At 41.8% G+C, this 26,525-nt stretch carries 30 protein-coding genes, 1 tRNA gene and 1 other RNA gene; 22 read left to right on the top strand and 10 right to left on the bottom strand.

Going from position 1 to position 26,525, the window contains the following annotated elements; all coding sequences use genetic code 11:
• Positions 1 to 173 precede the first annotated feature (173 nt).
• A tRNA-Leu gene (locus tag DV872_RS03225) sits at positions 174 to 257 on the bottom strand.
• 202 nt (positions 258 to 459) lie between these two features.
• On the opposite strand from DV872_RS03225, the gene DV872_RS03220 reads away from it, so the two are divergent.
• Positions 460 to 1,452: a class II fructose-bisphosphate aldolase gene (locus DV872_RS03220; protein WP_114628408.1), complete on the top strand. Its 993-nt coding sequence runs from the start codon at positions 460 to 462 to the stop codon at positions 1,450 to 1,452.
• A gap of 76 nt (positions 1,453 to 1,528) precedes the next feature.
• Entirely contained in the window at positions 1,529 to 2,317 is a 789-nt protein-coding gene (locus DV872_RS03215; protein WP_114628407.1) for a TatD family hydrolase, read from the top strand.
• A 159-nt stretch (positions 2,318 to 2,476) separates the two neighbouring features.
• Here DV872_RS03215 and DV872_RS03210 read toward each other — a convergent pair whose 3' ends face one another.
• Together DV872_RS03210 and DV872_RS03205 are read right to left on the bottom strand one after the other, a co-directional pair.
• A complete protein-coding gene (locus tag DV872_RS03210) occupies positions 2,477 to 3,184 on the bottom strand; it encodes a flagellar filament outer layer protein FlaA (protein WP_114628406.1) in 708 nt (235 codons plus the stop codon).
• Positions 3,185 to 3,187: 3 nt separating this feature from the next.
• Complete coding sequence (locus tag DV872_RS03205) at positions 3,188 to 3,973, bottom strand: flagellar filament outer layer protein FlaA (protein WP_114628405.1); 786 nt, start codon at positions 3,971 to 3,973, stop codon at positions 3,188 to 3,190.
• Between the two features lie 253 nt (positions 3,974 to 4,226).
• Here DV872_RS03205 and DV872_RS27215 point away from each other — a divergent pair, with 253 nt between their 5' ends.
• On the top strand, positions 4,227 to 4,316 hold the full coding sequence (locus DV872_RS27215; protein ID WP_114628404.1) for a hypothetical protein: 90 nt from the start codon (positions 4,227 to 4,229) through the stop codon (positions 4,314 to 4,316).
• A 672-nt stretch (positions 4,317 to 4,988) separates the two neighbouring features.
• Here the strand turns inward: DV872_RS27215 and DV872_RS03195 are convergent.
• Positions 4,989 to 5,627, bottom strand: coding sequence for a hypothetical protein (locus DV872_RS03195; RefSeq protein ID WP_114628403.1), 639 nt, complete (start codon positions 5,625 to 5,627; stop codon positions 4,989 to 4,991).
• Positions 5,628 to 5,847: 220 nt separating this feature from the next.
• On the opposite strand from DV872_RS03195, the gene infC reads away from it, so the two are divergent.
• The 18 genes from infC (at position 5,848) to DV872_RS26905 (ending at position 19,424) form a co-directional block, all read left to right on the top strand.
• Positions 5,848 to 6,372, top strand: a complete 525-nt coding sequence (gene infC, locus DV872_RS03190) for a translation initiation factor IF-3 (protein ID WP_114628402.1) — start codon at positions 5,848 to 5,850, stop codon at positions 6,370 to 6,372.
• 13 nt (positions 6,373 to 6,385) lie between these two features.
• Positions 6,386 to 6,583, top strand: coding sequence for a 50S ribosomal protein L35 (rpmI, locus tag DV872_RS03185; RefSeq protein ID WP_114628401.1), 198 nt, complete (start codon positions 6,386 to 6,388; stop codon positions 6,581 to 6,583).
• A gap of 18 nt (positions 6,584 to 6,601) precedes the next feature.
• Positions 6,602 to 6,964 (top strand): 50S ribosomal protein L20, encoded by a 363-nt coding sequence (gene rplT, locus DV872_RS03180; RefSeq protein ID WP_114628400.1) that lies wholly within the window; start codon positions 6,602 to 6,604, stop codon positions 6,962 to 6,964.
• A gap of 3 nt (positions 6,965 to 6,967) precedes the next feature.
• Positions 6,968 to 7,654 (top strand): cell division protein ZapB, encoded by a 687-nt coding sequence (locus DV872_RS03175; protein ID WP_114628399.1) that lies wholly within the window; start codon positions 6,968 to 6,970, stop codon positions 7,652 to 7,654.
• 2 nt (positions 7,655 to 7,656) lie between these two features.
• Complete coding sequence (locus tag DV872_RS03170) at positions 7,657 to 7,977, top strand: cell division protein ZapA (RefSeq protein ID WP_114628398.1); 321 nt, start codon at positions 7,657 to 7,659, stop codon at positions 7,975 to 7,977.
• Positions 7,977 to 8,161: non-coding RNA, 6S RNA (gene ssrS / locus DV872_RS03165), on the top strand. The genes DV872_RS03170 and ssrS overlap by 1 nt, the downstream gene beginning before the upstream one ends.
• A gap of 56 nt (positions 8,162 to 8,217) precedes the next feature.
• Positions 8,218 to 9,018 (top strand): PilZN3 domain-containing protein, encoded by an 801-nt coding sequence (locus tag DV872_RS03160; RefSeq protein ID WP_114628397.1) that lies wholly within the window; start codon positions 8,218 to 8,220, stop codon positions 9,016 to 9,018.
• A 39-nt stretch (positions 9,019 to 9,057) separates the two neighbouring features.
• Positions 9,058 to 10,167 carry a tetratricopeptide repeat protein gene (locus tag DV872_RS03155; protein ID WP_114628396.1) on the top strand — a complete coding sequence of 370 codons (1,110 nt, stop codon included), beginning with the start codon at positions 9,058 to 9,060 and terminating at the stop codon, positions 10,165 to 10,167.
• Positions 10,168 to 10,342: 175 nt separating this feature from the next.
• Positions 10,343 to 11,203, top strand: a complete 861-nt coding sequence (locus tag DV872_RS03150) for a flagellin (RefSeq protein WP_114628395.1) — start codon at positions 10,343 to 10,345, stop codon at positions 11,201 to 11,203.
• A gap of 336 nt (positions 11,204 to 11,539) precedes the next feature.
• Entirely contained in the window at positions 11,540 to 12,394 is an 855-nt protein-coding gene (locus DV872_RS03145) for a flagellin (protein WP_114628394.1), read from the top strand.
• 116 nt (positions 12,395 to 12,510) lie between these two features.
• The gene (locus DV872_RS03140) at positions 12,511 to 12,837 is read left to right on the top strand and encodes a flagellar protein FlaG (RefSeq protein ID WP_114628393.1); all 327 of its coding nucleotides are present in this window, start codon (positions 12,511 to 12,513) and stop codon (positions 12,835 to 12,837) included.
• Between the two features lie 18 nt (positions 12,838 to 12,855).
• Positions 12,856 to 14,835, top strand: a complete 1,980-nt coding sequence (gene fliD, locus DV872_RS03135) for a flagellar filament capping protein FliD (RefSeq protein ID WP_114628392.1) — start codon at positions 12,856 to 12,858, stop codon at positions 14,833 to 14,835.
• Positions 14,836 to 14,846: 11 nt separating this feature from the next.
• Entirely contained in the window at positions 14,847 to 15,737 is an 891-nt protein-coding gene (locus DV872_RS03130; protein ID WP_114628391.1) for a hypothetical protein, read from the top strand.
• A gap of 3 nt (positions 15,738 to 15,740) precedes the next feature.
• Positions 15,741 to 16,832: a PilZ domain-containing protein gene (locus tag DV872_RS03125; RefSeq protein ID WP_114628390.1), complete on the top strand. Its 1,092-nt coding sequence runs from the start codon at positions 15,741 to 15,743 to the stop codon at positions 16,830 to 16,832.
• Positions 16,833 to 16,901: 69 nt separating this feature from the next.
• On the top strand, positions 16,902 to 17,165 hold the full coding sequence (locus tag DV872_RS03120) for a hypothetical protein (protein WP_114628389.1): 264 nt from the start codon (positions 16,902 to 16,904) through the stop codon (positions 17,163 to 17,165).
• Complete coding sequence (tsaE, locus tag DV872_RS03115) at positions 17,162 to 17,584, top strand: tRNA (adenosine(37)-N6)-threonylcarbamoyltransferase complex ATPase subunit type 1 TsaE (protein ID WP_114628388.1); 423 nt, start codon at positions 17,162 to 17,164, stop codon at positions 17,582 to 17,584. Before DV872_RS03120 ends, tsaE begins: the two co-directional genes overlap by 4 nt.
• Entirely contained in the window at positions 17,581 to 18,249 is a 669-nt protein-coding gene (gene tsaB / locus DV872_RS03110; protein WP_114628387.1) for a tRNA (adenosine(37)-N6)-threonylcarbamoyltransferase complex dimerization subunit type 1 TsaB, read from the top strand. The genes tsaE and tsaB overlap by 4 nt, the downstream gene beginning before the upstream one ends.
• Positions 18,246 to 19,424, top strand: coding sequence for an HD domain-containing phosphohydrolase (locus DV872_RS26905; RefSeq protein ID WP_230391405.1), 1,179 nt, complete (start codon positions 18,246 to 18,248; stop codon positions 19,422 to 19,424). The genes tsaB and DV872_RS26905 overlap by 4 nt, the downstream gene beginning before the upstream one ends.
• 3 nt (positions 19,425 to 19,427) lie before the next feature.
• Here the strand turns inward: DV872_RS26905 and csrA are convergent, their stop codons facing one another.
• From csrA to DV872_RS03075, 6 genes are all read right to left on the bottom strand, one after another.
• Positions 19,428 to 19,664 carry a carbon storage regulator CsrA gene (gene csrA, locus DV872_RS03100; protein WP_114628386.1) on the bottom strand — a complete coding sequence of 79 codons (237 nt, stop codon included), beginning with the start codon at positions 19,662 to 19,664 and terminating at the stop codon, positions 19,428 to 19,430.
• A complete protein-coding gene (locus DV872_RS03095; RefSeq protein ID WP_114628385.1) occupies positions 19,658 to 20,113 on the bottom strand; it encodes a flagellar assembly protein FliW in 456 nt (151 codons plus the stop codon). The genes csrA and DV872_RS03095 overlap by 7 nt, the downstream gene beginning before the upstream one ends.
• A 2-nt stretch (positions 20,114 to 20,115) precedes the next feature.
• Entirely contained in the window at positions 20,116 to 21,363 is a 1,248-nt protein-coding gene (locus DV872_RS03090) for a flagellar hook-associated protein 3 (RefSeq protein WP_114628384.1), read from the bottom strand.
• A gap of 3 nt (positions 21,364 to 21,366) precedes the next feature.
• Complete coding sequence (gene flgK / locus DV872_RS03085; protein ID WP_114628383.1) at positions 21,367 to 23,238, bottom strand: flagellar hook-associated protein FlgK; 1,872 nt, start codon at positions 23,236 to 23,238, stop codon at positions 21,367 to 21,369.
• A gap of 14 nt (positions 23,239 to 23,252) precedes the next feature.
• Positions 23,253 to 23,753 (bottom strand): hypothetical protein, encoded by a 501-nt coding sequence (locus DV872_RS03080; protein ID WP_114628382.1) that lies wholly within the window; start codon positions 23,751 to 23,753, stop codon positions 23,253 to 23,255.
• A gap of 163 nt (positions 23,754 to 23,916) precedes the next feature.
• Positions 23,917 to 25,338, bottom strand: coding sequence for a hypothetical protein (locus tag DV872_RS03075; protein ID WP_114628381.1), 1,422 nt, complete (start codon positions 25,336 to 25,338; stop codon positions 23,917 to 23,919).
• A gap of 227 nt (positions 25,339 to 25,565) precedes the next feature.
• Between DV872_RS03075 and trxB the strand changes: the two genes are divergently transcribed.
• Positions 25,566 to 26,498, top strand: coding sequence for a thioredoxin-disulfide reductase (gene trxB / locus DV872_RS03070; RefSeq protein WP_114628380.1), 933 nt, complete (start codon positions 25,566 to 25,568; stop codon positions 26,496 to 26,498).
• The last annotated feature ends 27 nt before the right edge of the window (positions 26,499 to 26,525 follow it).

Raw genomic sequence — 26,525 nt, 5'->3', positions numbered from 1 at the left:
TTGCGTTCAGCTTCCTTCAGATTCCACCTCACAATGGACACCCTTGCTGTTCAGCTAGCAGTTCCCCCTATCGGGTCTGCAGGAGACTTTCACTCCCAAGTGGATGCACCCTGCTGGGCGCACTAAAAAAAAGGCTAATTCGTTTTTACAACAAATTAGCCTTCTCAAGTTTGTGCCGGTGACCGGACTTGAACCGGTACGGGCTTGCGCCCACGAGATTTTAAGTCTCGGGTGTCTACCAATTCCACCACACCGGCGACACAAAAGCTATATTACATGTCTGGTTGCCCTTGGTCAATCCGTTTTTGTATAGAATTCTCCGTACTGTTTCATATATGTAAAATATGATCCAATTTTCAAAACAACAAGGACTTATTATTGCTCTTGACTTGACAGTATTTTCGTGGATGCCTATATTTTAACTATACAAATAGAGCTTTACCTTTTAAGGAGTAAATAGTGACTAGTTATAAAGATCTTGGATTATCTAATACAAAAGAAATGTTTAAAAAAGCTGTAGATGGCGGATACGCGATTCCCGCATACAACTTCAACAACATGGAGCAGATGCAGGCCATCATTCAGGCTTGTGTTGAAACAAAATCACCCGTAATTCTACAGGTATCTTCCGGTGCCCGTAAATATGCCAATGCAACTCTTCTGAGAAACATGGCAAGAGGTGCTGTAGAATATGCAAAAGAACTCGGCTGTGAGATTCCTATTGCACTGCACCTGGACCATGGTGATACATTCGAACTTTGTAAAGACTGTATCGACAATGGATTCTCTTCTGTAATGATTGACGCTTCACATCACTCTTTCGAAGAGAATGTTGCTCTTACTAAAAAAGTAGTAGAGTATGCTCATAAATTTGATGTATCTGTTGAGGCAGAACTTGGAGTTCTTGCAGGTGTTGAAGATGATGTAGTAGCTGAAAAATCTACATACACTAGACCCGAAGAAGTAGAAGAATTCGTAAAGAAAACCAATGTAGATTCACTGGCTATCTCTATCGGAACTTCTCACGGAGCTAATAAGTTCACTCCTGCTCAGTGTACAAAAAATGCTGACGGCGTTCTTATTCCACCTCCCCTCCGTTTCGATATACTTGAAGAAATCGAAAAAAGAATACCCGGATTCCCCATCGTTCTTCACGGATCATCTTCTGTTCCCGCAGCTGAGATTGCTATAATCAATGCCAATGGCGGAAAAATGAAAGATTCTGTAGGTATACCCGAAGAGCAGCTGAGAAGAGCAGCAAAATCTGCTGTATGTAAAATCAACATTGACTCAGATGGCCGTATTGTTATGACTGCTGCTGTCAGAAAAGTTTTTGCAGACAAGCCCGAAGAGTTTGACCCAAGAAAATATCTTGGTCCTGCAAGAGATGCTTTGAAAGAAATGTACAAGGCTAAAAATGAAACTGTACTGGGATCTGCCGGTAAGGCATAATTCAGACTTTTTATAGTTTATGGAATCCCTGCTTCGGCAGGGATTTTTTTTACTCACAGACTAATTGGATGATTCAATGGAAAGCAATATACAGAAAAACATGACGGATAGCCATTTTCATATTATGGAGATGAAGCGAAAGGATATAGACCTTCAGGCTGTGTTCAAACTTCTTAATGACAATGAAGCTGGTACCCTTCTTGATGCCGGGGTCGTACTGGAGAATTTTGAAGAACGTCTATCATGGAAAGAATCCTATGGTGATTTGTATTTTGCCGCTGGTATCCATCCTAATATCCCTTCTTCTGAATGGCCTGAAAAATATGCAGAAACACTGGAAAAGCAGATTGCTCATCCCCTGGTCAAGGCGGTGGGAGAGACGGGGCTTGATTTTTTTAGAGAGTACTCCAGCCCCGAAGATCAATACACTCTGCTTGAACTCCATTATGAGCTGGCACAGAAGGCAGATAAACCTCTAATTTTTCATATAAGAAATGCTGAGTCTGAGATGGAAAAGTGGATTAAAACAAAGGAATTCAAATCGGGAGCCGTACTCCACTGTTTTCCCGGAGGATTGTCACTGGCGCACACAGCACTTGAAAAGGGTCACTACATATCATTTGCCGGCAATGTGACCTTCAAGAACGCTCAGGAGATCAGAGACGCCCTAAAAGTAGTTCCTCTGGACCGAATACTCCTTGAAACTGATGCACCCTACCTTTCACCTCATCCCAAACGGGGACGGGATAATCATCCGGGAATGATCGGCTACAGCTATGAATGTGTGGCTGAAGAGAAAGGGATCAGCCTTGAACAGCTGATAGATCAGGTGGGAAAAAATATTATAAATTTCCTGAAGCTATAATCACAGCACTTAATGATATTTTTTCTGACTTGTTCTCTTATCCCTGATCTCTATCATAACCCCCGGCATAATGAGAACATAAATAAAGACTCCTGAAATTGAACCAAAAAAAAACTGCCCTTTTCAGGACAGCCTATATTTATTCAAAAGACGTATTGATCACCAAGCATCAAGGATGTCATCTTCATCTCTGCTCTCTTCAGCGAAGAGGTCTGAAACGGCTCTGATATCATCCAGATATATATAGTAACTACCATAGGTTTCATCCAGATCACAGAGAATGTTGAATCCCTGAATGGTGATACCCATTCTGTTGTTGTAGTGATAATCTCTCTGTACTATGGAAGGAGGTACAGATACTGTTACTTTCTTCCAACCTACAAAGTTGAGTTTACCCATGTTGATAAAAGCTGTATTTCCGAAATGGTCGGATATTTCCAGCTGAAGTACATGATTGGTGTTTCTACCGGCAACCCATACAGAGATAGTCTTTGTAATTCCTTCAATAGGAAGGGGTCTTATAGGTCTGAGAGAAAAAGTACTCATCCCTCTTCTATAAAAGGAAACCTTTGCACCCAATACATTAATATCGGGTTCATCAATACCTGCTTCTTCTTCACCTTCGACAGGCTCTTTATCAATGGGAGAACCTTCAAAACGTCTGATCTGAATCAGACCTTCATCAGAAGCCATAACTCCATACCAGAGTCCGGCATCTTCCATTTTAGATACGGAAATTTCTTTCAGCTTCTGCTGAGCAGAGCTTATACCGATCTGTTCAGGATTAGGATCGCCGGCATCCTGTGCAAAAATCATTCCACTTAAGGCAATAGTCAAAATCAGGCTCAATAAAATAGTTTTCTTCATTGATTATTCTCCTCCCTCTTCACCCCAGATTTCTGAAATCCTTTCTGGAGAAGTCAGGCCGGAGCCGTCATAGAAAGATTCATGCTTATCTGTGATAATTTTAAGATTGTCCAGATAAACATAAAAGTTATCTACTTTTTCAGAAGGATGTGTATAGATTATAAATTTAGTCAGTCTTAAACCTTTATGTTCAGGTTTGTAAACAACAGACTGCCTAATGTAACTGGGAATATCCAGATACATATTTTTCCAACCGACAAACTTAATGCTTCCGGGGACTCTTTTATTATCAGACTGGATCAGATCAAGTCTGAAAGAGAGACCTTCATAGTCCATAAAGTGTGCTTCAATACTATATTTGAAATTTGAACCCCAAACCCATAGATCAACCATTTTTACACGTCCGGGAAGGTCCAGTGGTTTTGCAACCCAGTCTTCACCTTCACCAACACCGGGTACAATCTCTACCTGATTATAGCCCATACGGTCATAACGTGTATGAATACCGAGAACCTGAAGTTCTTCTGGATTCTCAGGTGAGGGACCAAAAAGATCGTCCGGCCATGTATTAGGGACGTAGGTCATTCGGGGAAATCCCTCTGTGGAGAACTTACTACCACGCACCTGCCAATTTACAGCAGATCCATCGGCAAATGTAGAATCACCAGGACCATCAAAACTTTCGACAACAACAGCTTCCAGCTTTAGAGTTCTCTCGTCAGCAAACAGGAACCCTGTGCTGAGAGTTAGCACCAACAAGCCTGAAATCAACAGGCAGCCACGTCTCATTATATACTCCTTATTAATTTTCAAACAAACAATTTATTTTTATACAAGATGAATTATATTTCTCAGGCGATTTCATGTCAAACCATTTTTTGGTTTTATTCCCACGAAGGATGACTCATTCTCTCCATAAAAAAATATTTACTTCTTAATAAATTTATTTTCAACTTTAATTATATCACCCGGAGAATCTTCTTTCAGAGACTTTACCGCCTCCGATATAAGGCCAAGATAATCCTCAGTAATAAACCCATAGATGCTTTCAGGAAGAACTGGGTTCTCCGGAATATTCAGTATAAGTGGTAATTCTTCATATTCGGGAAATACACGCATAAATTCCTTATAAACTGGAGCACAGTAGGCAAAAACAATATATTTCGATGATTCAAAATCATATTTTTTAAAAAAATCTTCAAGCCGTTTTTCACTGTTTGCACTGTTTATATCCAGATTAAGCCAGTTCTCCTGCAGTATATGCCTGTTTTCATCATTCCATGAGTTTTCAAGTACAAGCCTCTCTTCTTCTGCATAAAGAGGTTTTCCCCAGAATACAGTAAGAGGAATTCTCCCCTCCTCCATCCAGAGAATCTCGAGTTCCTCCCCCACAGATCTTAGAGCTTCCATATCAGAACTCACAATCTGAATTAGTGATGGATATAGAATTTCCTGACTTCCGCCGATCAGAACTACAGGAAAGTCCTTGGGGATTTCCAGTGAGTGATAGCTTAAATAAAATGTTATTAATGCATCATATTTACCGCTCCCAAGAGCTTCCTTTATCTGAAGTGATAAATCTTCGGACTCTTCAGGATTAATAAAATCACAGCGATATCCACCTTTTATAAGGGTAAAAGACTTTCGAATCATATAAAAATTATGCGCAGAAGAGGCAAAATGATCAAAATAGGGGTCATTAATGAAAAGGACCTTCTTTCCGGAACAGGAGATTAGGAGCACTGTTATATACAAGTAAAGCAGATAAAGAAATATGTGCTTCCTGATCTTCTTCATTCAGAACTCAGGACAGATCGCCTCTGGATTCCAGAAAATAAAGAACCGTTGATACTCCGCCAAAGACAAAGAAGGCCAGGTAAAATAACATGGTTTTATTCAGGAGATCCAGAACAGGAATGAAATTCAGTATCAAGGGCGCAGTAAAATACAACACTGTATAAATGGTTTTCATCATATTACTATATGCGTGAAGGGAACGTTCCAGCAAAGTTGTCATCATTAAGACTGTAAATACTCGCAGCATAGGCAGCAATAAAGCAGCAAATGGAGTAGCCGCGTTCCTGAGAATAAGAGCCTCACTGAGAGCGATCATAAAATAGAAACCGCAAAACCAGGCCGTAAGTTCTCTTAAAGGTATTCCGCTATATGATTTTTTTCTGAATATAAGGAAAAGAAGGATCAGAATCGGGTATAGGAGAATGCCCTCTTTATTAAAGAATACATAAACATATATCCCAATAGGATTCCAATTAAGAGGAAAATAGACATCCAGTGCCCATTCCAGCAGAATTACCGGTATTGCGGCGATAAAACCGTAAAAAAACGGAAGAATTCTGTCTGCCATGCGGACATTGTCCTGATCAAAAAGGTACTGAATACCCCAGTAAGTAAAAGGCATAACTGCCAGTAAAAAAACTATCATATTAAGGTTATTATTATCATGTTCCGGAGGATTACACAAGAATGATTTAAAGACTTATTAAACGACAGCTGTTTACGCTCTGGACACAATCGCATTATTCCTTTATATTCCCTCAGGTTAGTGGAAGTTCCGCCCTTTGACTCTTCTCAGGTGATTGTGTTATATTTTCACTTAATTTAGTAAGGAAGAGTATTATTCAAAGGAATAATTCCAAGGAGAAATGTTGGCTGTTAAAGATTTAAGGATTAATGATCAGATCCGGGTACGAGAAGTAAGACTCATCGATGATGAGGGAAACCAGAAGGGCATTGTGGCAACTAAAGAAGCTCTGGAAATGGCTAAAGACGCCGGTATCGACCTGGTGGAAGTAGCTCCTCAGTCTAAACCCCCCGTATGTAAAATTCTGGATTACGGTAAATACAAGTTTGATCTTGAAAAGAAAAACCGTGAGCAAAAGAAAAAACAAACACTGGTTAAACTCAAAGAAGTCCGAATGCAGCCCAAGATCGAAAAACACGATCTTGCCTTCAAAACTAAACATGTTCAGGAGTTCCTGGACGCCGGAAATAAATGTAAAGTAACCATCCGATTCAGAGGCCGTGAAATGGCACATACTGAACTTGGTAGAGTTGTTTTAGATAAATTGCTTGAACTGCTTGAAGAAGGTTCATATTTTATAGACAGCCCTCCCCGTCAGGAAGGTCGGTTCATGTCTATGATGTTGAGCTCTAAAGCAAAAAAATAATAGAGGGATTCATATGCCTAAGATGAAGACACGTAGAAGTGCTGCTAAAAGGTTCAAGATGACCGGCACAGGGAAAGCCAAGTATAAAAAACAGGCTACCCGCCACATCTTAACCAAGAAATCAGCCAAGAGAAAAAGAAAACTCAGACATCCTGATGTAATCAGTTCTGCTGAGATTCCCAGACTTAAAATATTATTACCTTACGGTTAATAAGAAAGGAACCAGAGAATGCCTAGAGCAGTAGATGGAACGAAAAGAAAGGATCACCGTAAAAAGATCCTGAAACAAGCCAAAGGTTATTGGGGACGCCGCAGTAAACTGCACCGTGTTGCCAAAGATGCTGTAACTAAAGCTGGACAGTATGCATACAGAGACAGAAAAGTAAAAAAGAGAGACTTTCGTCAACTCTGGATTGCCAGAATCTCTGCAGCCTGTAGAGCCGAAGGAATCAGTTATTCCAGATTTATCAATGGTCTGAACATTGCCGGAATCGAGATCAATAGAAAATCTCTTTCCAATATGGCGATCGAAGATCCCAAAGCATTTTCTGCAATTGTAGAAAAAGCAAAAACTTCTTTAGGAGCGTTATAGTCAATGATAACTTTCGATCAGGTTCAGTTACTGGAAACAAAAGTCAGCGATGCAGTTCAATTGATAAAAAAGCTGAAAAATGAAAATGGTGAGCTGAAAGAAGAAATTTCTCTTCTTGAAGAACAGATATCTGAGCTGGAAAGCCAGAAATCTACACTAAACAGTGAACAGGATAAGATTGAAAAGGGATTTATTGATGCTCTCAGTCAGCTTGACGAGCTGAATGACGAAAGCGGAATAACAGTAGAAACAGAAGTGAACGCAGCTTCTGAAACGATTTCAGACAGTGAAGATACTGAAATTGCACAGCCCGAAGTGGACTTGGAAGATGATTCTGAGCAGGAAGAACCTGTTACAGAAGAAACGGAAGAAGAAACCATCGAAATTTCCATCTCTGATGAAACAGTAGAAGAAGAGACAGCAAAGGTTGAAGAACCTGTTGCTGAATCAGACAATGCTGAAGATGACGCGGCTGATGATGATGAATCAGGCAATCAATCGGAACAGCTGGAAATTGAATCAGAAAATTCTCAGGATGAAGCCCCTGTCGAGGAAGTAACTCCGGCAGTGGTTGAGTCTTCTTTTGAGGATGTCAGCGAAACAGAAGAAGATACTATTGAAGAATCCGCTTCTTCAGAAAAAAAAGAAGAAAAAAACTCGGGATATCCACAGAACCTGGAAATATTCTGACAATGAAAGATGACCTGCTTCAAGTAAATGTTCTGGGTGTCAATCTGACTTTAAAAACAAAGGAAGATTCCACTCAGCTGAAGCAGGTCATCTGGTTTTTAAATAAAAAAATTGAAGAAACCAGGGAAAAGCATAAGTCAGTTGATCAACTGAAGCTTTCCATCCTTTCAAGTATCTACATAGTAGATGAATTGATCAGTCTCAAGAATTCAAAACAAAACCCAGACGGCACCCTACCTACCTCGGATATTGTTATAACCGAAGAAGTGGATCGTGCTTTTCAGAGAGTGATGGATGTTCTTGAGACAACAGTAAATGAGTAAGTGACCTGCGGTGTGCGTGTTTATAGGGATATTTCTCTTGCGACAAGTCATATCCATGGGGCTCCTAAATGCTTTGGACTGAATTGTTATCCCTTGCGGAGAAACAGGATGTCCTGGAACGGAACCCCACTTGAACAATAGAGTTCAAGAGGATGAGTTCCCAAAACGGCATCGCGGGTTTATTATATTTTAGATTGAATTGCTTTCCTATAAATACAAGTAGAATTTGGACAGTGTTGTATGGCTATCGTAACAAATCAGACTATAAAAGAACTCTTCAACAGATTCCGCAGTATTGAAGTTACCTTCAATAAGGAAGTGAGCAAGGCTACGGGGCTTCAGCCCAGGAAGATTTTTCTCAAATTCAAAGAGTCAGCCCGGCCCTGTATACTCTATGCAAGCAGCATGGAGGCCGCCAGAGTAATAGTATCTCTGCCTACAGCCATTCTACAGAACCTGAAAGAAAACGAAAGTAATGTGGCCCTTAAACTGTCATTCATCAAGGATGAACAGCCCAAACCCATTGAACTGAATTTCTTTATACAAGGGAGATTATCCAGTTTTACAAGATATTCAGATGATCAGCCGGATGTTTATTTCTGCTCAATCAACTTCTCAACACAACCACCGGATGATCTTATCGAAACCCTCGGTTTCCTCCTGGAAGCCAATGTAAATGCTACCAAAAGAAAAGAAGAAAGAGCTCTTGTCACAACTGAAAGCATGAAACGCCTGGATCTTGGATCAAAAAACTGTGTCGTTATAGTTGATAACATTCCACGTAAGGGAATACTCAGGGATCTCTCCTTTTCAGGATCAAAGGTCATTATTCAGGGAAATGCAAAATTTCTTGTGAATAAAGTTGCAGTTCTCAGAATACTGAACAACAGAGGTGAATCCATCACCATATCAGGAACTATACTTCGTTTCGAAGAAGTCCAGGGAAGACGGGATCTGGCTGCATTAGCACTTCATTTCACCCTTGAAGCCCTCCCCCTCAGCTATAAAGTTATGATAAATAACTTTATACTGCATCGTTAACCCCCTATACAACCCTATTTATTAAATCAGAGGAAAATTATGAATTCAGAAAAATTAAAACAGATTATATATATTTCCATTCCCGAAAGCATGCAGCACAACCTTGGATCTCTTGAACTTGATCCATCAATCCTCTTACCCGTAGAAGTTCCAGAAGGACAGAAACCTGAAGAGTGGCAGCCTGAAAATCTCAGCTGGGAAATGATAGTTTCCGGAATGCTGAAAGTTCTGGCTTATGATGAGGATAATAAAAACCGTGAATATTTCAGGGAATTCACCATGGCGGCACGTCCTGAAATAGCAGCAGAACTTACTCAGTCAGCTGTGATAAAGGCTCAGAGCGGTGACTTCGAACTTGCAGAAGAAATTTTCCTTGCCCTTATCGGTCTGGATGAAACAGATCTCAGAACCCGCCTGAATCTTGTACTTCTCTATGAGAATAAACTGAACAACAGGAGCGGAGCCTCTCATGAAGATAGGGAGTCACTGCATAATCAGATAGAAGAAAATTATCAGGATCTACTCCCTCAGGGTGAAGATCTTCCGGATATATATTTTAATGCTGCCTGGTTCTACTATAGCAATCAGGACTTTAAAAGAGCATATGAGCTGAGTGAGAATTACCTGAGCATGGGCGAAGATGAAGTAAAGCGCAGTGAATCCGAAAAGCTGCTTAGAGAATGTTCTGAGCTTAAGGATACAAATGAACTCTACAGAGAAGCCTACAGGCTTGTAAATGATGATAAGAATGAAGAGGGTCTTGATCTGATATCGAATTTCCTCATTGACAACCCCGAAGTATGGAACGGCTGGTTCCTTCAGGGCTGGGCGTACAGAAAACTATCCCGTTTTGAGGATGCTCTGGGTTCTTTTAAAAAAGCTGCAGAGATCAAAGGTGATCATGTTGATATCCTGAATGAACTTGCTATCTGTTTTCTGGAATTAGGTCAGTACGATGAGAGCCGGAAGGCCCTGGAGGAAGCTCTGGGAATGGACCCTGAAAACCTTAAAATAATATCAAATATGGGAATTTTATGCCTGAAAGAAGAAAAAAAAGAAGAGGCTGCCGCCTTTTTCAGGACTGTACTCCTTCTTGAGCCTGAAGATAAAGTGGCTGCAGAGTACCTGGATTACATAGAAAAAACTTAAAATTTTCACTTTTCCTGTAAAGTAGCCCCTAAAAACACCGAATAATCGGTATATTTTCAAAAAACTTTATTTTTTTTTCAAGTTTTTTCCAACCTCATGACGATATGAATTTTAGAGAGGATATAAGATCTTCTTTGGGCAAGGATGCCCTATTTCATTATTCATGGAGGAATATATGATTATTAATCACAACATCAGTGCGATGACTTCACAGAGGAACCTGAATATTGCTAACAACAATACAGCTTCCAACATGGGAAAACTTTCATCCGGTATGCGTATCAACAAGGCAGGAGATGATGCTTCTGGTCTGGCTGTTTCTGAGAAAATGAGATCTCAGATCCGCGGTTTGAATCAGGCATCAAGAAATGCTTCTGATGGTATCTCTTTCATCCAGACTTCTGAAGGTTACCTTCAGGAAAGTACAGATGTAATCCAGAGAATCAGAGAACTGGCCATACAGGCTTCCAATGGTATCTACTCTTCTGAAGACAGAATGCAGATTCAGGTGGAAGTTTCTCAGCTGGTAGATGAACTGGACAGAGTTGCGTCACATGCACAGTTTAACGGAATGAATATGTTGACAGGACGTTTTGCAGCAGACAGCGGTAACAATACTGTTACATCATCCATGTGGTTCCACATCGGTGCCAATATGGACCAGAGAGAGCAGGTATTTATCGGAACAATGACTGCAGAAGCTCTTGGACTACGTCAGGTTGGCAGTGGAGAGATTATCTCTATATCCACTTCCGAGCAGTCAAACAGAAACATCGGTGTACTTGATGGTGCGCTTAAAACTCTTAACAAGCAGAGAGCAGACCTTGGTGCTTATCAGAACAGACTTGAAATGGCGATTAAGGGTATAGATGTGGGTGCAGAAAACCTGCAGGCGTCTGAATCCAGAATCAGAGACCTGGACATGGCTAAAGAAACTGTTGACTTCACCAAGAACCAGATCCTCACTCAGGCCAGTAATGCTATGCTTGCACAGGCAAACCAGCGATCACAGGCCGTCTTGCAGCTTCTCCAATAGTGTAATATAATATTGGTAGAGTTCTGTCCGGATTTTTATCCAGGCGGTACTCTGCTGGTAATATTTCAAGCAATTGTTTGAAATTAATGTATGAGCGATGGTTTTGGTCTTCTTAGGATCGGGTCATCGCTTCTATTGGATAAGAGTTCTTTGAAATAACCCTCCTGTGTATCCACAGGCCAGGGAGATTATCCGATTCCCCTACTTCGGTCGGGGTAATCGTGTAGATCTCCCTGTTCAGCTGTCAAAGGTTAAGCGGCGCGATGAAGCTTTATCCGGAGTCAGGTGCATACAGGTTTGCGGCAAGGATGCCAACAAACATCTCAAGGAGGGTATATGATAATTAATCATAACATGAGCGCCATCAATTCTAATAGGCAGCTCGGAGTTTCCCAGTCTGAAACAGCTAATAACATGGCTAAACTTTCATCAGGACTGAGAATTAACAAGGCAGCTGACGATGCGTCAGGACTGGCGGTATCTGAAAAAATGCGAAGTCAGATCAGAGGTCTGAACCAGGCAGAAAGGAATATCCAGAACGGTGTTTCTTTTATTCAGACTACTGAAGGGTACCTGCAGGAGACTCAGGATATACTGCACCGTGTCAGAGAATTGTCCGTACAGGCTTCCAATGGTATTTACTCATCGGAAGACAGAATGCAGATTCAGGTCGAAGTCAGCCAGCTGGTTGATGAAATGAACAGAATTGCTTCACACGCACAGTTTAACGGCATGAACCTTCTGACTGGAAGATTCGCAGAAGCATCAGCAACAGGCGATGTAATGCAGCTTCAGGTTGGAGCCAATATGGATCAGAAAGAAACCATCTTTATTGGTACAATGACTGCCGAGGCCCTGGGTCTTGCAAATGAACAAGGTGGTGGCGGAATTGTTACCCTTTCTTCTGTGGAAGAAGCAAACCGTACTATCGGTATCGTGGATGAAGCTTTAAAATCTGTTAACAAGCAGAGAGCCGATCTTGGTGCTTACCAAAACCGATTTGAAATGGCGGCAAAAGGTATTGCCATTGCAGCGGAAAACATGCAGGCAGCTGAATCAAGAATTCGTGACGTAAACATGGCTAGTGAAGTTGTGGATTACACTAAGAATCAGATACTGAATCAGGCCGGTTCTTCCATGCTTGCACAGGCTAATGTACGGACACAGTCAGTACTGCAGCTCCTGGGCTAAGACTGGGTAATCGCTAATACGAAAAGAGATTTCTGGACGTTATCTTTTTTTTGTACAGTAGTCGAGGGGGAGTTCGCGCCCTTCCCCTCCTCTATTTTTTTTACAGGGAGGTCTTAATGAACATAGGTAAAATAGCCAGTTCTGGGCCGGTACAGATCAACACCATGCAAAAAGCTGCTGCAGCGCGACAACAGGTAGAACAGCAGAAACACAAATTAAAACTTACCGCACCAGATTTAGATGAAACGAAGTCCATACTGAATGAAATTACCAATAATACACGCTTCAGCTATTCAATTAATGAGAAGATTGATTCATTTGTAGTCAAAATCATTGATAAGAATACCGATAGAGTAGTAAAGGAAATTCCATCAAGGGAATTACAAACACTACATGAAAACTTGCGTGAAGCCATCGGTATATTTATTGATCAGATGGTATAAAAATGATAAGGGGATGCTATGGCTGACATAAGCATTCCCGGTCTTAACAGTAAATACAATACACAGGAACTCGTTAAGGGACTAGTGGAAGTCGAAAAGGTCAAGCTCACAACAATGGAAAATTCCATTACAGAGCTTGAGGACCAGAAGAAGATCTGGCAGTCTTTTAATAGAAAAATCAGCAGCCTCAGAACCTCATCACGAAAGTTGTTCGGATTTGAAAATCCATTCAGCAATAAGCTTGTGGAGTCTTCGAATGAAAGGATTCTCACTGCTACGGCTACAAGAGAAGCCACTGAGCAGGAATTAAGTTTCACAGTAATACAGACGGCAAAAGCCGATAAATTCATCTCACCCTCAATGCCTGAAAATCAGCGGGTTCCAGCAGGAAACTACAGTTTTGAAGTTGGCGGTAAGGAAATCAGCCTACGCTATCGAGGTGGAAAGCTGAGTGATTTTGCTAAACGTCTTGAATCCAAGGGCGATGGTCTGCTGAAACTGACAGTAGTAAAAGATACATCAGACACACAGGTCATTCTCTTCGAATCGACAAAAACCGGTATGAACAACCGGATGATCTTCAAAGATGACGCTCTTAATTGGGCTCTGGATATGAATATACTTCAACCCTCGGCCACGGGCAGCACAGAAATCAGTCTGGACCCCGAAGGTATCACCGTAAAAAAGGAAGCCTTACTGCCTCCCCTGTCAAAAACACAGATAAACCTGCCCTCTTCATTGATTGTTGAAGACGGTATGTTCCTTGAATACACGGTCACAGTTAATGAACTTGATCCAAACAGTCTCAAACCCCAGGCCCCTCCTGTTCCTGTACTTCCCGATACAATTTCTGCAGTATTTGAAGGTATTGAAGTAAAAAGCTTCAGCAGCCGTGCGGAGACTCCCGACTGGATTCCACCGGAGGCTCCGGAAATAGTCGATGATAATACAGCAGGATATTTCACAACAGCAGTCGGAGAGGAATCACTTCCGCCGCTGCCTGAGGGTTCTGTTACCATAGAAGTTAAGATTCCTCTAACCGGCAGCCATGCTCAGATATCCGGATTAACCCTGGAAAACAGGAACAACCTGAAAGAAGTCACAATCAGTAATATGAAGGTGACAGACCCCAGAACCTCTGACGGCTTTGTGGCGGTCAATCCTCTCAGTACAGCGGGAAATGCTCTTCTGGATTTCAATGGTATCCAGGTTGAGCGGGAAACCAATAATATTGATGACCTTATTCCATCTGTCACACTGAACCTTAACAAATCTGATAAGGATGAGGTAATTGATATTTCCATAAAGCCTGATATCGAGTCGGCAAAAGATGAAATTATCAAGTTTGTATACAACTACAACCAGGCAATGACACAAATCCTAATACTGTCGTCGGATAATTCCGATATAATAAATGAAATAGAATATTTTTCTGATGATGAGCGGGAAAATGCATTTGAGGAACTGGGAACTTACAGGGGTGATATAACCCTGATGCAGCTGAAAAGCAGGCTGCAGAGAATAACCAGTTCCCCTTATGAGACTTCACTTGAGAGAGAACTTTCCATGCTCAGCCAGATAGGGGTATCTACAAATTCCGGTGTAGCCGGTGGTTCTGTAAATACCAGTAAGCTTCGCGGATACCTGGAAATTAATGAAGATGTTCTGGATCAGGCTCTTCAGACCAAGAGTTCAAACATAAAGGAACTTTTTGGTAAGGATACAGACGGAGATCTTGTTGTTGACAGCGGTGTGGGTTATGAACTGGATGCCTTTCTTAATCCTTATATACGTACAGGCGGCATTTTTTCCAATAAGATCAGCCTTCTGGACAGCAAGATAGATGATACAAATGATGATATTGAAGATTACAAGGAATACCTTGCCGATTATGAACAGACCCTGAAAGTGAAATACGGGTCAATGGAAGGTATGCTGAATCAACTGGAATCCAGTTCAAGTTCACTGGATACATTTAATCAGCAGAACAGCAGATAAAAGGAGAAATTTTGAAAATCTTTATAAATCAGGATGAAATTGAATTCACCCTGGAAAAAGAAAATATACTCGGAGAAGTCTACGACTCCATTGAAAAATGGCTTTTAGATCAGAGCTTTTCCGTAACTGAACTATTCCTTGATGACAAGGAACTTTTTCTGACAGAGCGTGAAAAATGGGGAAATATTCCCTTTCAGGATAAAGAGAGCTTCCGTTTTGTAGCCCTGACACTGAAGGAGCTGAAAGGTCAGAACCTCAGCACATTACTGAACTACTGCCGAATGCTTCAGGTCTCACTCAAAGAGGGAAATCTTGAATTGCTGAACGAGCTTTTGGGTGAATACAGCTATATAGAGGACAGCTATTCTGTCCTTCTTGAAGATTTTTCCAATTCTATCAAAGACCATATGGCACAACTTCTTAAGAATAATGGTTTTATCCCCGATGGTGAAAGAAGCGAAGAGAATGTCAAAACAATTCTTGAAGCCTTTATGATGCTTGAAGTCGTTATTCAGGGTCGTCTTGATGAAATAAGGCAGCCTCAGCGCTCCGGAACAGAGTGTTTTGAAGCCATTGTGGCTCTTATGCCGCAGATGGAAAACGTGTCTCTTATGCTTCAGACAGGCAAGGATAAGGATGCTATGGATGTAATAATCCGTTTTACAGAACTGTTTCAAAAACTGCTCAGGATATTTACATACCTTCCTGCAGAAACACAGGAAAATCATCATCAGGATCTGAAAGAATATATAAAGGATATGTCGGGAATCCTTAAGGAACTGACAGAAGCATTTACTTCCAAAGATTCTGTTCTCATGGGAGATCTCATGGAATATGAGATTCTTCCAAGAATGAAAACATTTCCCAGATATTTCGAATCTATAAGCGGCCATGGGGACTAAATTATGTTCATAGTGCTATTACAGACAACATCCAGATTTAAAGGACAGCTCTTCAAACCTTCCGATCCCAGACAGAATTGGATTTTTTTGGGAGTTATGCTGGCGAGTTTTCTATTTCTGATTGTTGCCAATAAAGTCAGCAATCGGGATAGTGAAAAAAACAAGCGCTACAGCAAACGGGCTTTCAGACGTGAGGGTCAACGGATCGGGCTTACTAAAAAACAGGTAGCTCTGCTGGAAAGCTTCATAAAAGTCTACCATGTAACCAAACCCTTTGCCCTTTTAAGTAATACAAGAACTCTGAATAATACACTCGGCCAGGCATTGCGTGACATAAGCCATATGGAAGCCCCTCCTGCAGTCATTGAAGAGAGAAAGCTGAATATCTACCGCATCAAACAGCGGATAGAGCGGGTTTTTGCGGAAACTAACCAGATTTCAGACACAAGAAAACTGAAACTCAGCCAGGATGTCACTTTTAAAATGGATAATGGAAACCGTTATGCTTCTGTTGTCACCGCTAATCTCAAAGAATTCTACTGTGCCCGTGTTCCTGTCGGTAAAAAAGGCAGCCAGATAAAATGGCCCAAAGGAACCAAACTTACCATAATGATATGGGGAGCAGATGGTGAGGAATATACATTTACATCCAAGGTTCTCGGATACAATTCAGTTAAGGGAATTACAAGTGTATTTCTTCAGCATTCAAACAAGATAAGCCGGGCCTATCAGAGAAAATTCAGAAGAAAAAATATCAAACGTCCCTGCTATTTCTTTCCCATCAAGATACAGATTACCGGTATAGGCAAGAGAGAGAAAAAAGAAGCTGTTGTTATGAAAAACAAGGGTAGGATGGGTACACTTATTGACCTTTCCGCAGGTGGATGTTCACTGCAGACGACCAGCCCTCTCAACAAGGGAGAATTGATAAAACTCAATTTTGAACCTATGAAGGGCAGTCCTGTCATTACATATGGAAAAATTGTAGACTGCCGGTCAAACGGCCGTATCTATACTTCCATGCATGTCATGTTTACAAGGGCATCCAGCAAGAATCTAAATCGAATAAATGAGTATGTATACGATTTCGAATAATGGTTAGAATAAGAATATGATTTGATTTAAAAAATGATTACAATTGACTTACAGGTGGACTGATTAATAATGAAATTTTTGGGAATGGATGAAATCAATAAAAAAGACACACTCATATACTACAGAAATGAGTATACAGGTCTGGCAAGCTTTGCTCTGATCGGAGACCGGCGCAGCTCTGTGAGATTTTCATCTACAGTTGAGATTAAACCCACCGGAGAGCGTGATATTATAGTTGAACTTCTCGATAAGATTGACTACCCTGTCATACCCATAATTAAATCTTTAAAAGATGAAATTATGAATATAGAAAAGGAAGGCTTTCCCGTTTGACCGAATTACTCAGCAGCAGTTTTGAAGAGACCCTTGAACTTGGATTTAAAATAGGTAAAGTACTTAAACCCGGTGATATTGTAGCTCTTAACGGTGACCTTGGGGCCGGGAAGACTTCAATATCCAAAGGTATTGCCAGAGCACTTGGTATAAAGGATGTGATTACAAGCCCTACCTACACTATTGTATCCGAATATGAGGGTACCATTCCCCTGTATCATATGGATATGTATAGAATAGACGGTATAGAAGAGTTTGAACTCCTGGGTGTGGATGAACTTCTTTTCGGTCAGGGGGTCTCCCTGATAGAATGGAGCGAAAGAATTACTGAATATCTGCCGGATGACTGCAAGACTCTGAATATCAGCATTCTGGAAAACGGTCAGAGAAAGATAAGCCTTGAAGGTATAGAATTATGAATTGTGCATTAGCAGTTGATACGGCATCCTCTTTAATGAGTGTCTGTCTTAAAAAAAACAATGCCTACTTTGAGATGACCATCGATAATGGATTAAAACACTCAGAAACACTGATGAATACAATTCTTCTTGTACTGAAAGAGGCTGATGTCAACCGGAAGGATCTGGAGCTACTGGTCTGCTCAGAAGGTCCCGGTTCATTCACAGGTCTGAGAATAGGAATGTCAACGATCAAAGGTCTGGCATTCGGACTCAGTATACCTTACACTGCAGTTGTAACAACGGATTATCTAGCCTATGGCTTTGATTACTTTGACGGAGTGGTTGTTCCTCTGATGGATGCCAGAAAAAAACGTTACTACTGCGGATTCTACTCAGAAGGTAAAAAACTGGAAGGTCCTTTTGATTTGAGTGAAGATGAAATCCTGAAAAAAACATCTGCCTTTGATAAGGTATTATTTACCGGACCTGACTGCCGAATGGTCTCTACGGAATCCCGGAAGGGTCTGTGCTACGATGGAAATAATAAGAGCGGTAAAAGCAGACAGCTTCTGGAACTCGGTTTGAAACGTTATGATGCAGAGGGTTGCCTTTCTAAAGATTACGGCCCCCTTTATCTTCGCAGAAGTGAAGCGGAAATTGCACTGTACGGAGAGAAAACTTGAAGCGTAAAGATAAATCCGAAGGATTCTATGATTACAGAGATCCCCCGATTCTCGGTGATAATGAAGCGGATTTATTATTTCTTGAAACTGCAGAAGAAGTACATGAACTTGATGATCTTGATGAAGAGGACAGCATCTTCTATCCATGGTCACTTTTTACAAATATAGACCCGGAGGAACGGAATACGGCTCTTCTGGAAGACAAAGAATTCCGTTTTCTTATAGATCACATAAAAAACAGTCCTATTCCTACATGTTTTATAGATCTTGATCTGAAAATAGTATGGATAAACCCTGAGTTTCTCAAGGATCTGATCTTTATAAAATCACCCCTGAACAGACATCTTCCCGAACTGTTCCATACCGATACAGAACTGAATTTAAGTGCTGCTCTAAAACAGAGCCTTGAAAATCCGGATAATGCCTATGCATGGATGGGAAGACTTCTACCCTTCAGCAATGATAATACCAGTTCTTTTTTAAGAGCTATGATACAACCCTGTCTCTGCCGTCATGGAGAGAGACCCAGGGCATATATGGTTCAATGGGACATTATCACCAAGGAATACAAAGAACTGCTCCAGAAGACCTTCCTGAGCCTCCTTGAGGCTTCTAAACTTAAAGACAACGACACAGGCGAGCATATTGAAAGGGTTAATGATTATGCCCTTCTTCTGAGCAGACATCTGAAAGGGAGAGAAGGCTATGAAGAGATCAATGATGAGTTTATTGAGGATATCGGTTTCCTTGCCGCCATGCATGATGTCGGAAAGATAGGTACACCCGATGATATTCTGAATAAGAGCGGTCCTCTTGATGACTGGGAGCGGGAGATAATGAATGAGCACACCAAGAATGGTGCCTATATCCTGAGTACCCACCCCAAATCCATGGCCAAAGATATTGCACTGTCTCATCACGAAAAATGGGATGGGAATGGTTATCCCTATGGAATATTCGGTGAGATGATTCCTTTGTGTGCAAGAATTGTATGTATCGCGGATGTCTATGATGCTCTACGTTCCAAGAGAAGCTATAAGAAGTCATTTACCCATGCAAAGTCTGTTTCAATCATGAAAAAAGGCCGGGAAAAACATTTTGACCCGGCCCTTCTGGACTTATTTCTTGAACTTAATAAAGAATTTGCTGCTATCTATAACAGCAGAAACAAATAAGTGCTAATCTTTTTTCTTAAAAATATCATTCAGTGAAATTGAATCTGGAATATTGCTGACCGCAGCGGCAGCTTTGTTTTCTTCCTGTATGGCTATATATACTTCCTGTCTGAACACTTTGACATCATTAGGTGCGGCAATTCCAATTTTAACCTGATCGCCCTTGATATCCACAACAGATATTGTGATGTTATCTCCGATTATGATGCTTTCATCTTTTTTTCTTGATAATATCAGCATATGCTGTTCCTCTGAGAAGCAATTTCCTCTGCAATATTATGCCTTGTCTCCCAACGGGGATCTGTTGAAATACACTGACGTCCCACTCTTGCATGACGGTTTACAATGACCGGGCCCTGCAAGTTGGCTGTCATATTCTGATTATCATCCAGAAATGTAACAATGCTGAAAACCAGGGCATTCTCTTCACTGCTGTCTTTCAGAGAGAGCGCCTCCAATTCAGACTTCATCACTGCCGGAGTATAATCCGGCCTGAAAATGGAAGGTTTAATCAATACAAAGGCTACCTGATCCACATCAATTGACTGAAGCCAGTAAAATGGCTGCTGAGTTGCATCGAGAAGTGCAAAATCATGTAATGTCTCGAAACCGAACAGACCATTAGGAAATGTAATGATCTGCCTTTCATCTATTTCTACTTCGCCGTAGGCTTTTGTTATTATCTGCATTTTTACCTCAAAAAGTCCATAAGATTAGATTGCAGGATCTTGGAAGCGGACTGATAGGCCGCCTTCTGTGTGTATTCAAGCATCTTGAGATTAGTTATTGCTTCTGTCATGTCTATATCAGTCAGCTTGGAATTTACTGCAATCACATTCATTTTTTCACTGTCCAGTCTGGCAAAACTGTGATCAAGACGCTCATTCCGGGATCCCAGATCGGCCATATTGTTCAGCAGGTTGCCAAGTGACTTGTCCAGTCCGCCCAGAATCCGGCCGCCGACTGCCTCCTGGTCTCCTGTGAGAAGACTGTCTCTGAGGCCTATGACCATATCAAAGAGTGAACCACCGCCGACCATGACATCTTTATGAAGATTCTCGGGAGGTCTACTTCCGCTTTCAGCCAGAAGTCCAATATCCTTGAGCACTTTTGAGTCGGGATCTTCATCAATCCAGATCTGATGGGGAACTGTTGATTCTATTGTGAAACTGTTGGTAACAGGATCAAGTGAAGCCTTAACTGCCAGATCACTGTCATTGATCTTTGAAATGATCCCGTGAATATTATCACCGGTCTTTAAGGCAATCTCTTTGCCGTCAATGCTGATGGTGCTGTCTTCCTTGACCACATAATCCAGTGTATCCCGCTGTGCGAAAATCTGCTGATTCTCAGCCCAGTAGACCTTATTTCCTGCAAAGTTCAGGTCAATTCTTGTTCCTTCACCTATTTCAGTCTGATTGGCTGTGATATTTCCTGCATAACGTACTTCAGAAATTACAGCACCCTCGATTCCCTCTACTCTACTCTTCATGGCTACAAAGGGATCATTTTTCGTGTCGTTGGCACCAAAGAGGGTTCTGCCGTCGGCAGTACGGGTATTTGCCATGGAAACCAGCTCTTTGAGGAGCTCATTTGTCTCGATGGCCATATATCCCAGTTCTTCTTTTGAATAGGTACCGTTGCTTCCCTGTACAGCAAGTTCTCTGAGCCGCTGAACAACCTGTACCGACTGGTTCATGGAAGTTTCCGCCAGAGAGTACTCACCCTGGGCTGTACCAATATTATCAGAATACCTAGTAAGATGAGTAATATGAGAACTCAGCCTGGTTGAGTGGGCTGCAGCAATGGGATCATCCCGGAGATTATTCAATCTTCTGCTGCTGCCGATGCCAGTCTGCATTTCATTCATTTTAAAATCTTTAAGCCTCATCTGATACTGGAGATCAGTGTTCGGCATGTTAGTGCTTACTCGTCTCATCTATTACACTCCCATTCTATTGATAATGGTATCCAGCATATCATTGATATTTGATACAAAACGGGCTGCTGCGTTGTAGCCATGCTGAAACTTGATCATTTCTGCAAACTCCTCATCCATATTCACACCGGAAATGGATGACTGAAAATCCTTAAGATCCTTCATAACAAGCTGCTGTGATTCGTTGGCCTGCTGAGCAGCTTCACCCTTCAGTCCGATTGAAGCCACAACATCGGCAAAGTAATCGTCAAATGTTGTGCTGGGGCCGACCATTACAGACTTGTTTCTGAGTGATGCAATCTCAAGGGCCGCACTTCCGTCTCCGGGAAGCCCCTCTCTACCGTTCAGACCAAAGCCTGAGGCAATAGATGCGGGATCTGCCTGGAGAGCCTCATTTATCCCCATCCAGCCTGCCGGATGAGTCAGAGGAGCAACGGCGAAATCGATATCTCTCAGTCCAAGGACTGCATCAGCCTGATCCCAGTTGTAGGCATTTTCGGCACCGCTTCCGCCTAAAAGACCAGCATATCCTGCCAGGAAAGAACCTGAATCCTCTACATGACGGATTACAAAGTCGGGATTCTCAAGATCATCGGCTGCACTGCCCTTCAGGACCAGTCTTCCTTCTCTGTTGATCAAGGCCTTAACTTCGGCTCCCGCATTATTAATCCGGTCAACAATATCAGCAATACGGTCTGTGGGAAAATATTCTACTGAAATATCTCCGGCTGCACCGTTGAGGGTAATTGTTCCTTCCAGTCCGGTCTGCTGCTCCGAATTAAGGGCGTTATTTCCGGTCATCCTGAAGATATAGGAGGAATCAAATTCTCCATCACCGCTGCGGTCATAATTACCCAGGGCATTATTTACAAATGGATACTCTGTGAAAAAGTCGATTCCCGTGCTTCCGTTGGCAGAAAATGCTTCGGAGTGAACCTCATTGACCATATCTGTAAAGTTTACTGTCATCATGTCCAGTTTCTGGATTTCACCGCGTACATCACCGTCTCGGAGTTCCAGGAGGGCCGCCAGTTTACCGTTTCTGATATCTACATCTCGCCCCGTATCCGCCCATTTAACATCCAGATAGCCTTCATTCAGAGGATTGGGTTGAGTATCCAGGAGATGTACCTGTTTACCCTGAATAAGATGCATTCCCTGTGTATGAATCAGAAACTCATCGGGGTCTCTGTTATCTACAGTTACATTTATAAAACCTGAAAGTTTCTCGACCAGGAGGTCTCTGCTGTCAAGAAGATCATTTGGATTATCCCCTACTGCTTCTGACTTCTCTATCTGAAGATTGAGTCTGGAAATATCAGTGAGGATACTGTTTACCTGACCAACTGATACGGCCACATCATCATTCAGCATGGTTCTGGTCTCTTTCAGTCGTCTGTAACGGCCGTTGATTCCGTCAATAAGGGATTCTCCCCTTTTCAGAACAGCCTGTCTGGCAGGCATATCTTCGGGATGAACCGATAGCTCCTGCCAACTGTCCCAGTAATTGTCCATTAGAGACCTTACAGAAGTATCATAGGGTTCGTTATAGATCTGCTCCACCATCAGCAGGTATTGGTCCCTGGTGTCCCAATAACCGGTTTCATCACCCTGGGCGATTATTCTGTTTTCAAGGAGGGTGTCCTTTATGCGTTCCACCATGGTAACGTCCACACCCTGGCCGATCTGACCCGGACGCTCTGCCCTGTTGAGCTGAGGCATGTAGATCGGATCTGTTGCAGACAGACGTACTCTCTGTCTGCTGTAGCCCTCGGTTGAAGCGTTGCTGAGGTTGTGTCCTATCGTCTGCAACCCCTGAGTGTGGGCCTGTAAACTTCTTTTTCCTAATTCAATACCGCTGAATGTGGAACCCATAAACAATCCTTTCCTTAAAACTGATGGTTAAACAGCATGGGTTTGTTATCGACGGGCGATGCCGTACCGCTGCTGTTGTAAATTCTGGCTTTTTGATCGGGAATAAGAACATCCAGGACATCCTTGAGAGCGGAAGTCTGGCTTTCCGCATAATTCCCGATACCGTTAATCCTGACCTGCAGCATACTGACTGCATGACGCAGTTTCTGCTTTAAAATCCTGATCTCTTTCTGATACCCGCTGTCAAGTCGAGTCATCAGCATTCCGAAGGATACTCCGGGATCAAGCTGATAGTCTTCTTTCAGATGAAGAACAAGTTCCTCTCTGATAAGATCTATTGAGTTCAGCTTATCAGCCTTTTTCCCAAGGCTGTTCAGAGTAAGTTCAAGTCTTGTCCAGTTCTTTGCTGTGACATACTTATGCAGTGTCTCACAGCCGGAATTGTACTCTTCCAGAAGCTTAAGTTCTTTGTTCAAAATATCAATCAAATTGTTGGTAATCTTGTCAGCTGACATTCTAAAGACACTCCTTCTCTACTATTTTCGGTTTATGGAAAAAGAATATTAGTATTTTCTTTTTCATCTTTCAAATAAAATGAAAATACCGGGTATGAGAGAAGCTGGAAGGGTGGAGAAATTAGATAATTATGAAAATTCAGTCAGTTATACTGAGTGACGGTCAGGGAACAAGCTTACGTTTATCCTGAAGAAGCAGAGAGTTGCGGGGAATCAATTCAAGACCTTCCTGAAGAATCTTGACTGCATCCTCTTTTTTATTTTCATTTAACAGGGTAACGATTTTATTGTGGTATTCAATTGCTGTATTGTTGCGGATAATTCCAATCAGTCTTTTATATTCCCTATCTTTCTGTATCCAGGGTTCAGCCTCAAGCATAAATAGATAGGCATCTCTGTTCCGCCCCTGGCTGGATAGAACCTCGCTCTTCAGACTGTAGTGATAGGCTGCAAGACTGGCTGCTCTGGTATTGCTGATAATACCTTTGGCTGCTGCCTGGGCGATCTCATTTATTAAAGCAGATGAGAATTCCCCTTTGGATCTTATTTCAAGATCTCTCTGAATAATAAGGGTTTCCATGGCATACATATCTTCTTCAAGAATATAGGATTTCTGGGATGACAGAATCTGTCTGGCTGCAGTAAGGTTATTTCTGTTGACTGCTTCGGCACAGGCATTGTACACCAGCTGAGATCTGGTAGCTCTCAGAAAATCCGGAAAATCAGCATCCTGAAGAGCTGCCCTGCTGATCAGTTCGATACCGGCAATATAATCTTTTTGAATATTCTTTTGAGCAGCCGCATTCTGTACTGAGTTAAAATAGTCCTGTCTGGCCATGGCACTTCCGGTCAGTGCCAGTCGGTCTGCGGCAAGGGTCAAAGCTTCCATGTGTCGGTTTTTCTTCTGGAGTTCTACAATTCTGTTCTGCAGAATAAGACCTGCCATATCGCGATCACCCAGCCTTAACCTGGCTTTATAATTACCCGGAGGCACATAGGCATAACCGGTTCTACTGGTGAAGGAAGATTGAAACTCCTTACGGCTTCCCGGATCAAATCCCCACTCATTTGTAGTCTCAATATCTATCCCCTGCATGCCGCTGCCGGGAATAAAACAGAATGCATGGTCTACTGCATGTATCCCTTCCACGGGTATTCCATGATAACGGGTGACTATCATATAGAGCAGGGCGGATGAAACACAGTTATATGTCCCCTTATCCAGAACAGTATGAAGATATGTCTGTGTAAGACTGTAACGTGTAAAAACATCATTATGTAGAAACAGGAGCAGGGCTTCTGCTTTTTCATCAGTATTCATTACAGGAGTAATCACTTTTTCTGAATTTTTAAGTATATTACTCAATTTTCTCAGATAAGGATTAAGTTGATCTTCCTTCAACCCGGAACTGAGAAGAGACAGACGGGCCAACTGATCGGTAGTCAGGGGTTCGGGCATCTCGGTAAACTCTCCATAGGGTGTATCGGATCGGAAGGCAGTGCTGTCGGCAAAACTGCAGGGAGAAATTATCACAATAAGTAAAAGCAGTATAATAACAGTGGCCGTTTTATTTTTTATAAACATCCTATGTCCTATTCTACAGAAAAAAAACTTTATATCAAAGATATTGTTTCGGAATATTTCCGGGTTTTGATTTAGAATAAGATTGATGGTTTAAAATTGATTTTATGAAAACCAATTATTATATTATACAAATAAATATGTATATATGCTTAAGGCCATATGGCCTTTAATATGTAAATTGACGAGACTGTAAATCAGTCTCGATAGTTCAAGGAGACTTAAAGAATATGGAAAAAGACATGGTCATCATCGGCGGAGGCATTGCCGGTTTATCAGCTGCTCAATACGGTGCCAGATCCAATCTGAAAACATTGGTAATTGAAGAAATGGCTCCCGGTGGACAGGCTCTCCTTATTTCAGACCTGGAGAATTATCCAGGATTTCCTGAACCTGTAAACGGATTTCAGCTTTCAATGGATATGCATAAACAGGCTCAGAAATTCGGAGCTGAATTTCTGACAGCTTCTGTTAGAAAGGTTAGTAAGAAGGGAAATGATTTTATCATTGAAACTTCCAAAGATACTATTACTGCAAAAACCGTTGTCCTGGCAACTGGTGCTAAACACAGACATCTGGATGTACCGGGAGAAGAAGAGTTCGGAGGCAGAGGTGTATCTTACTGTGCTACTTGCGACGGCCCCTTCTTTAAGAATAAAAAAATGCTGGTTGTGGGTGGTGGAGATGCTGCCTGTGACGAGGCCAACTACCTCGCCAACCTTACTGATAAAGTTGTAATGGTCCATAGAAAAGACCGTTTCAGAGCCCAGAAAGCTGTTGCGGACAGAGTTCTTAAAAATCCAAATATTGAAGTCCGTTTCAACACTATTGTTAAGGAAATCAAGGGTAATGAGACTAAATTAGACCGCGTAGTTCTGGCAAAGACCGACTCTGATGAAGTATATGAAGAAAATTTTGATGCTACTTTTATCTTTGTAGGTTCCATACCTCAGACACAGCTTGTGCCCGAAGTTAAAATGGATGAAACCGGATATGTCATCACAGATGTACATATGGAATCATCAGTAAAAGGTCTTTACGCTGTGGGTGATGTACGTGATACACCCTTTAGACAGATCATTACAGCTGCTTCTGACGGTGCCGTGGCAGCACATACTGCATCCGGCTATATTGACGACCTTAAGGGAGAAGCCTATATTTAAGCCTTCAGCTTATAAAATAGGACAGTC

This window comes from Oceanispirochaeta sp. M1, from assembly GCF_003346715.1.
Lineage (GTDB): Bacteria > Spirochaetota > Spirochaetia > DSM-2461 > DSM-2461 > Oceanispirochaeta.
This window is presented reverse-complemented; position numbering and strand designations above follow the sequence as displayed.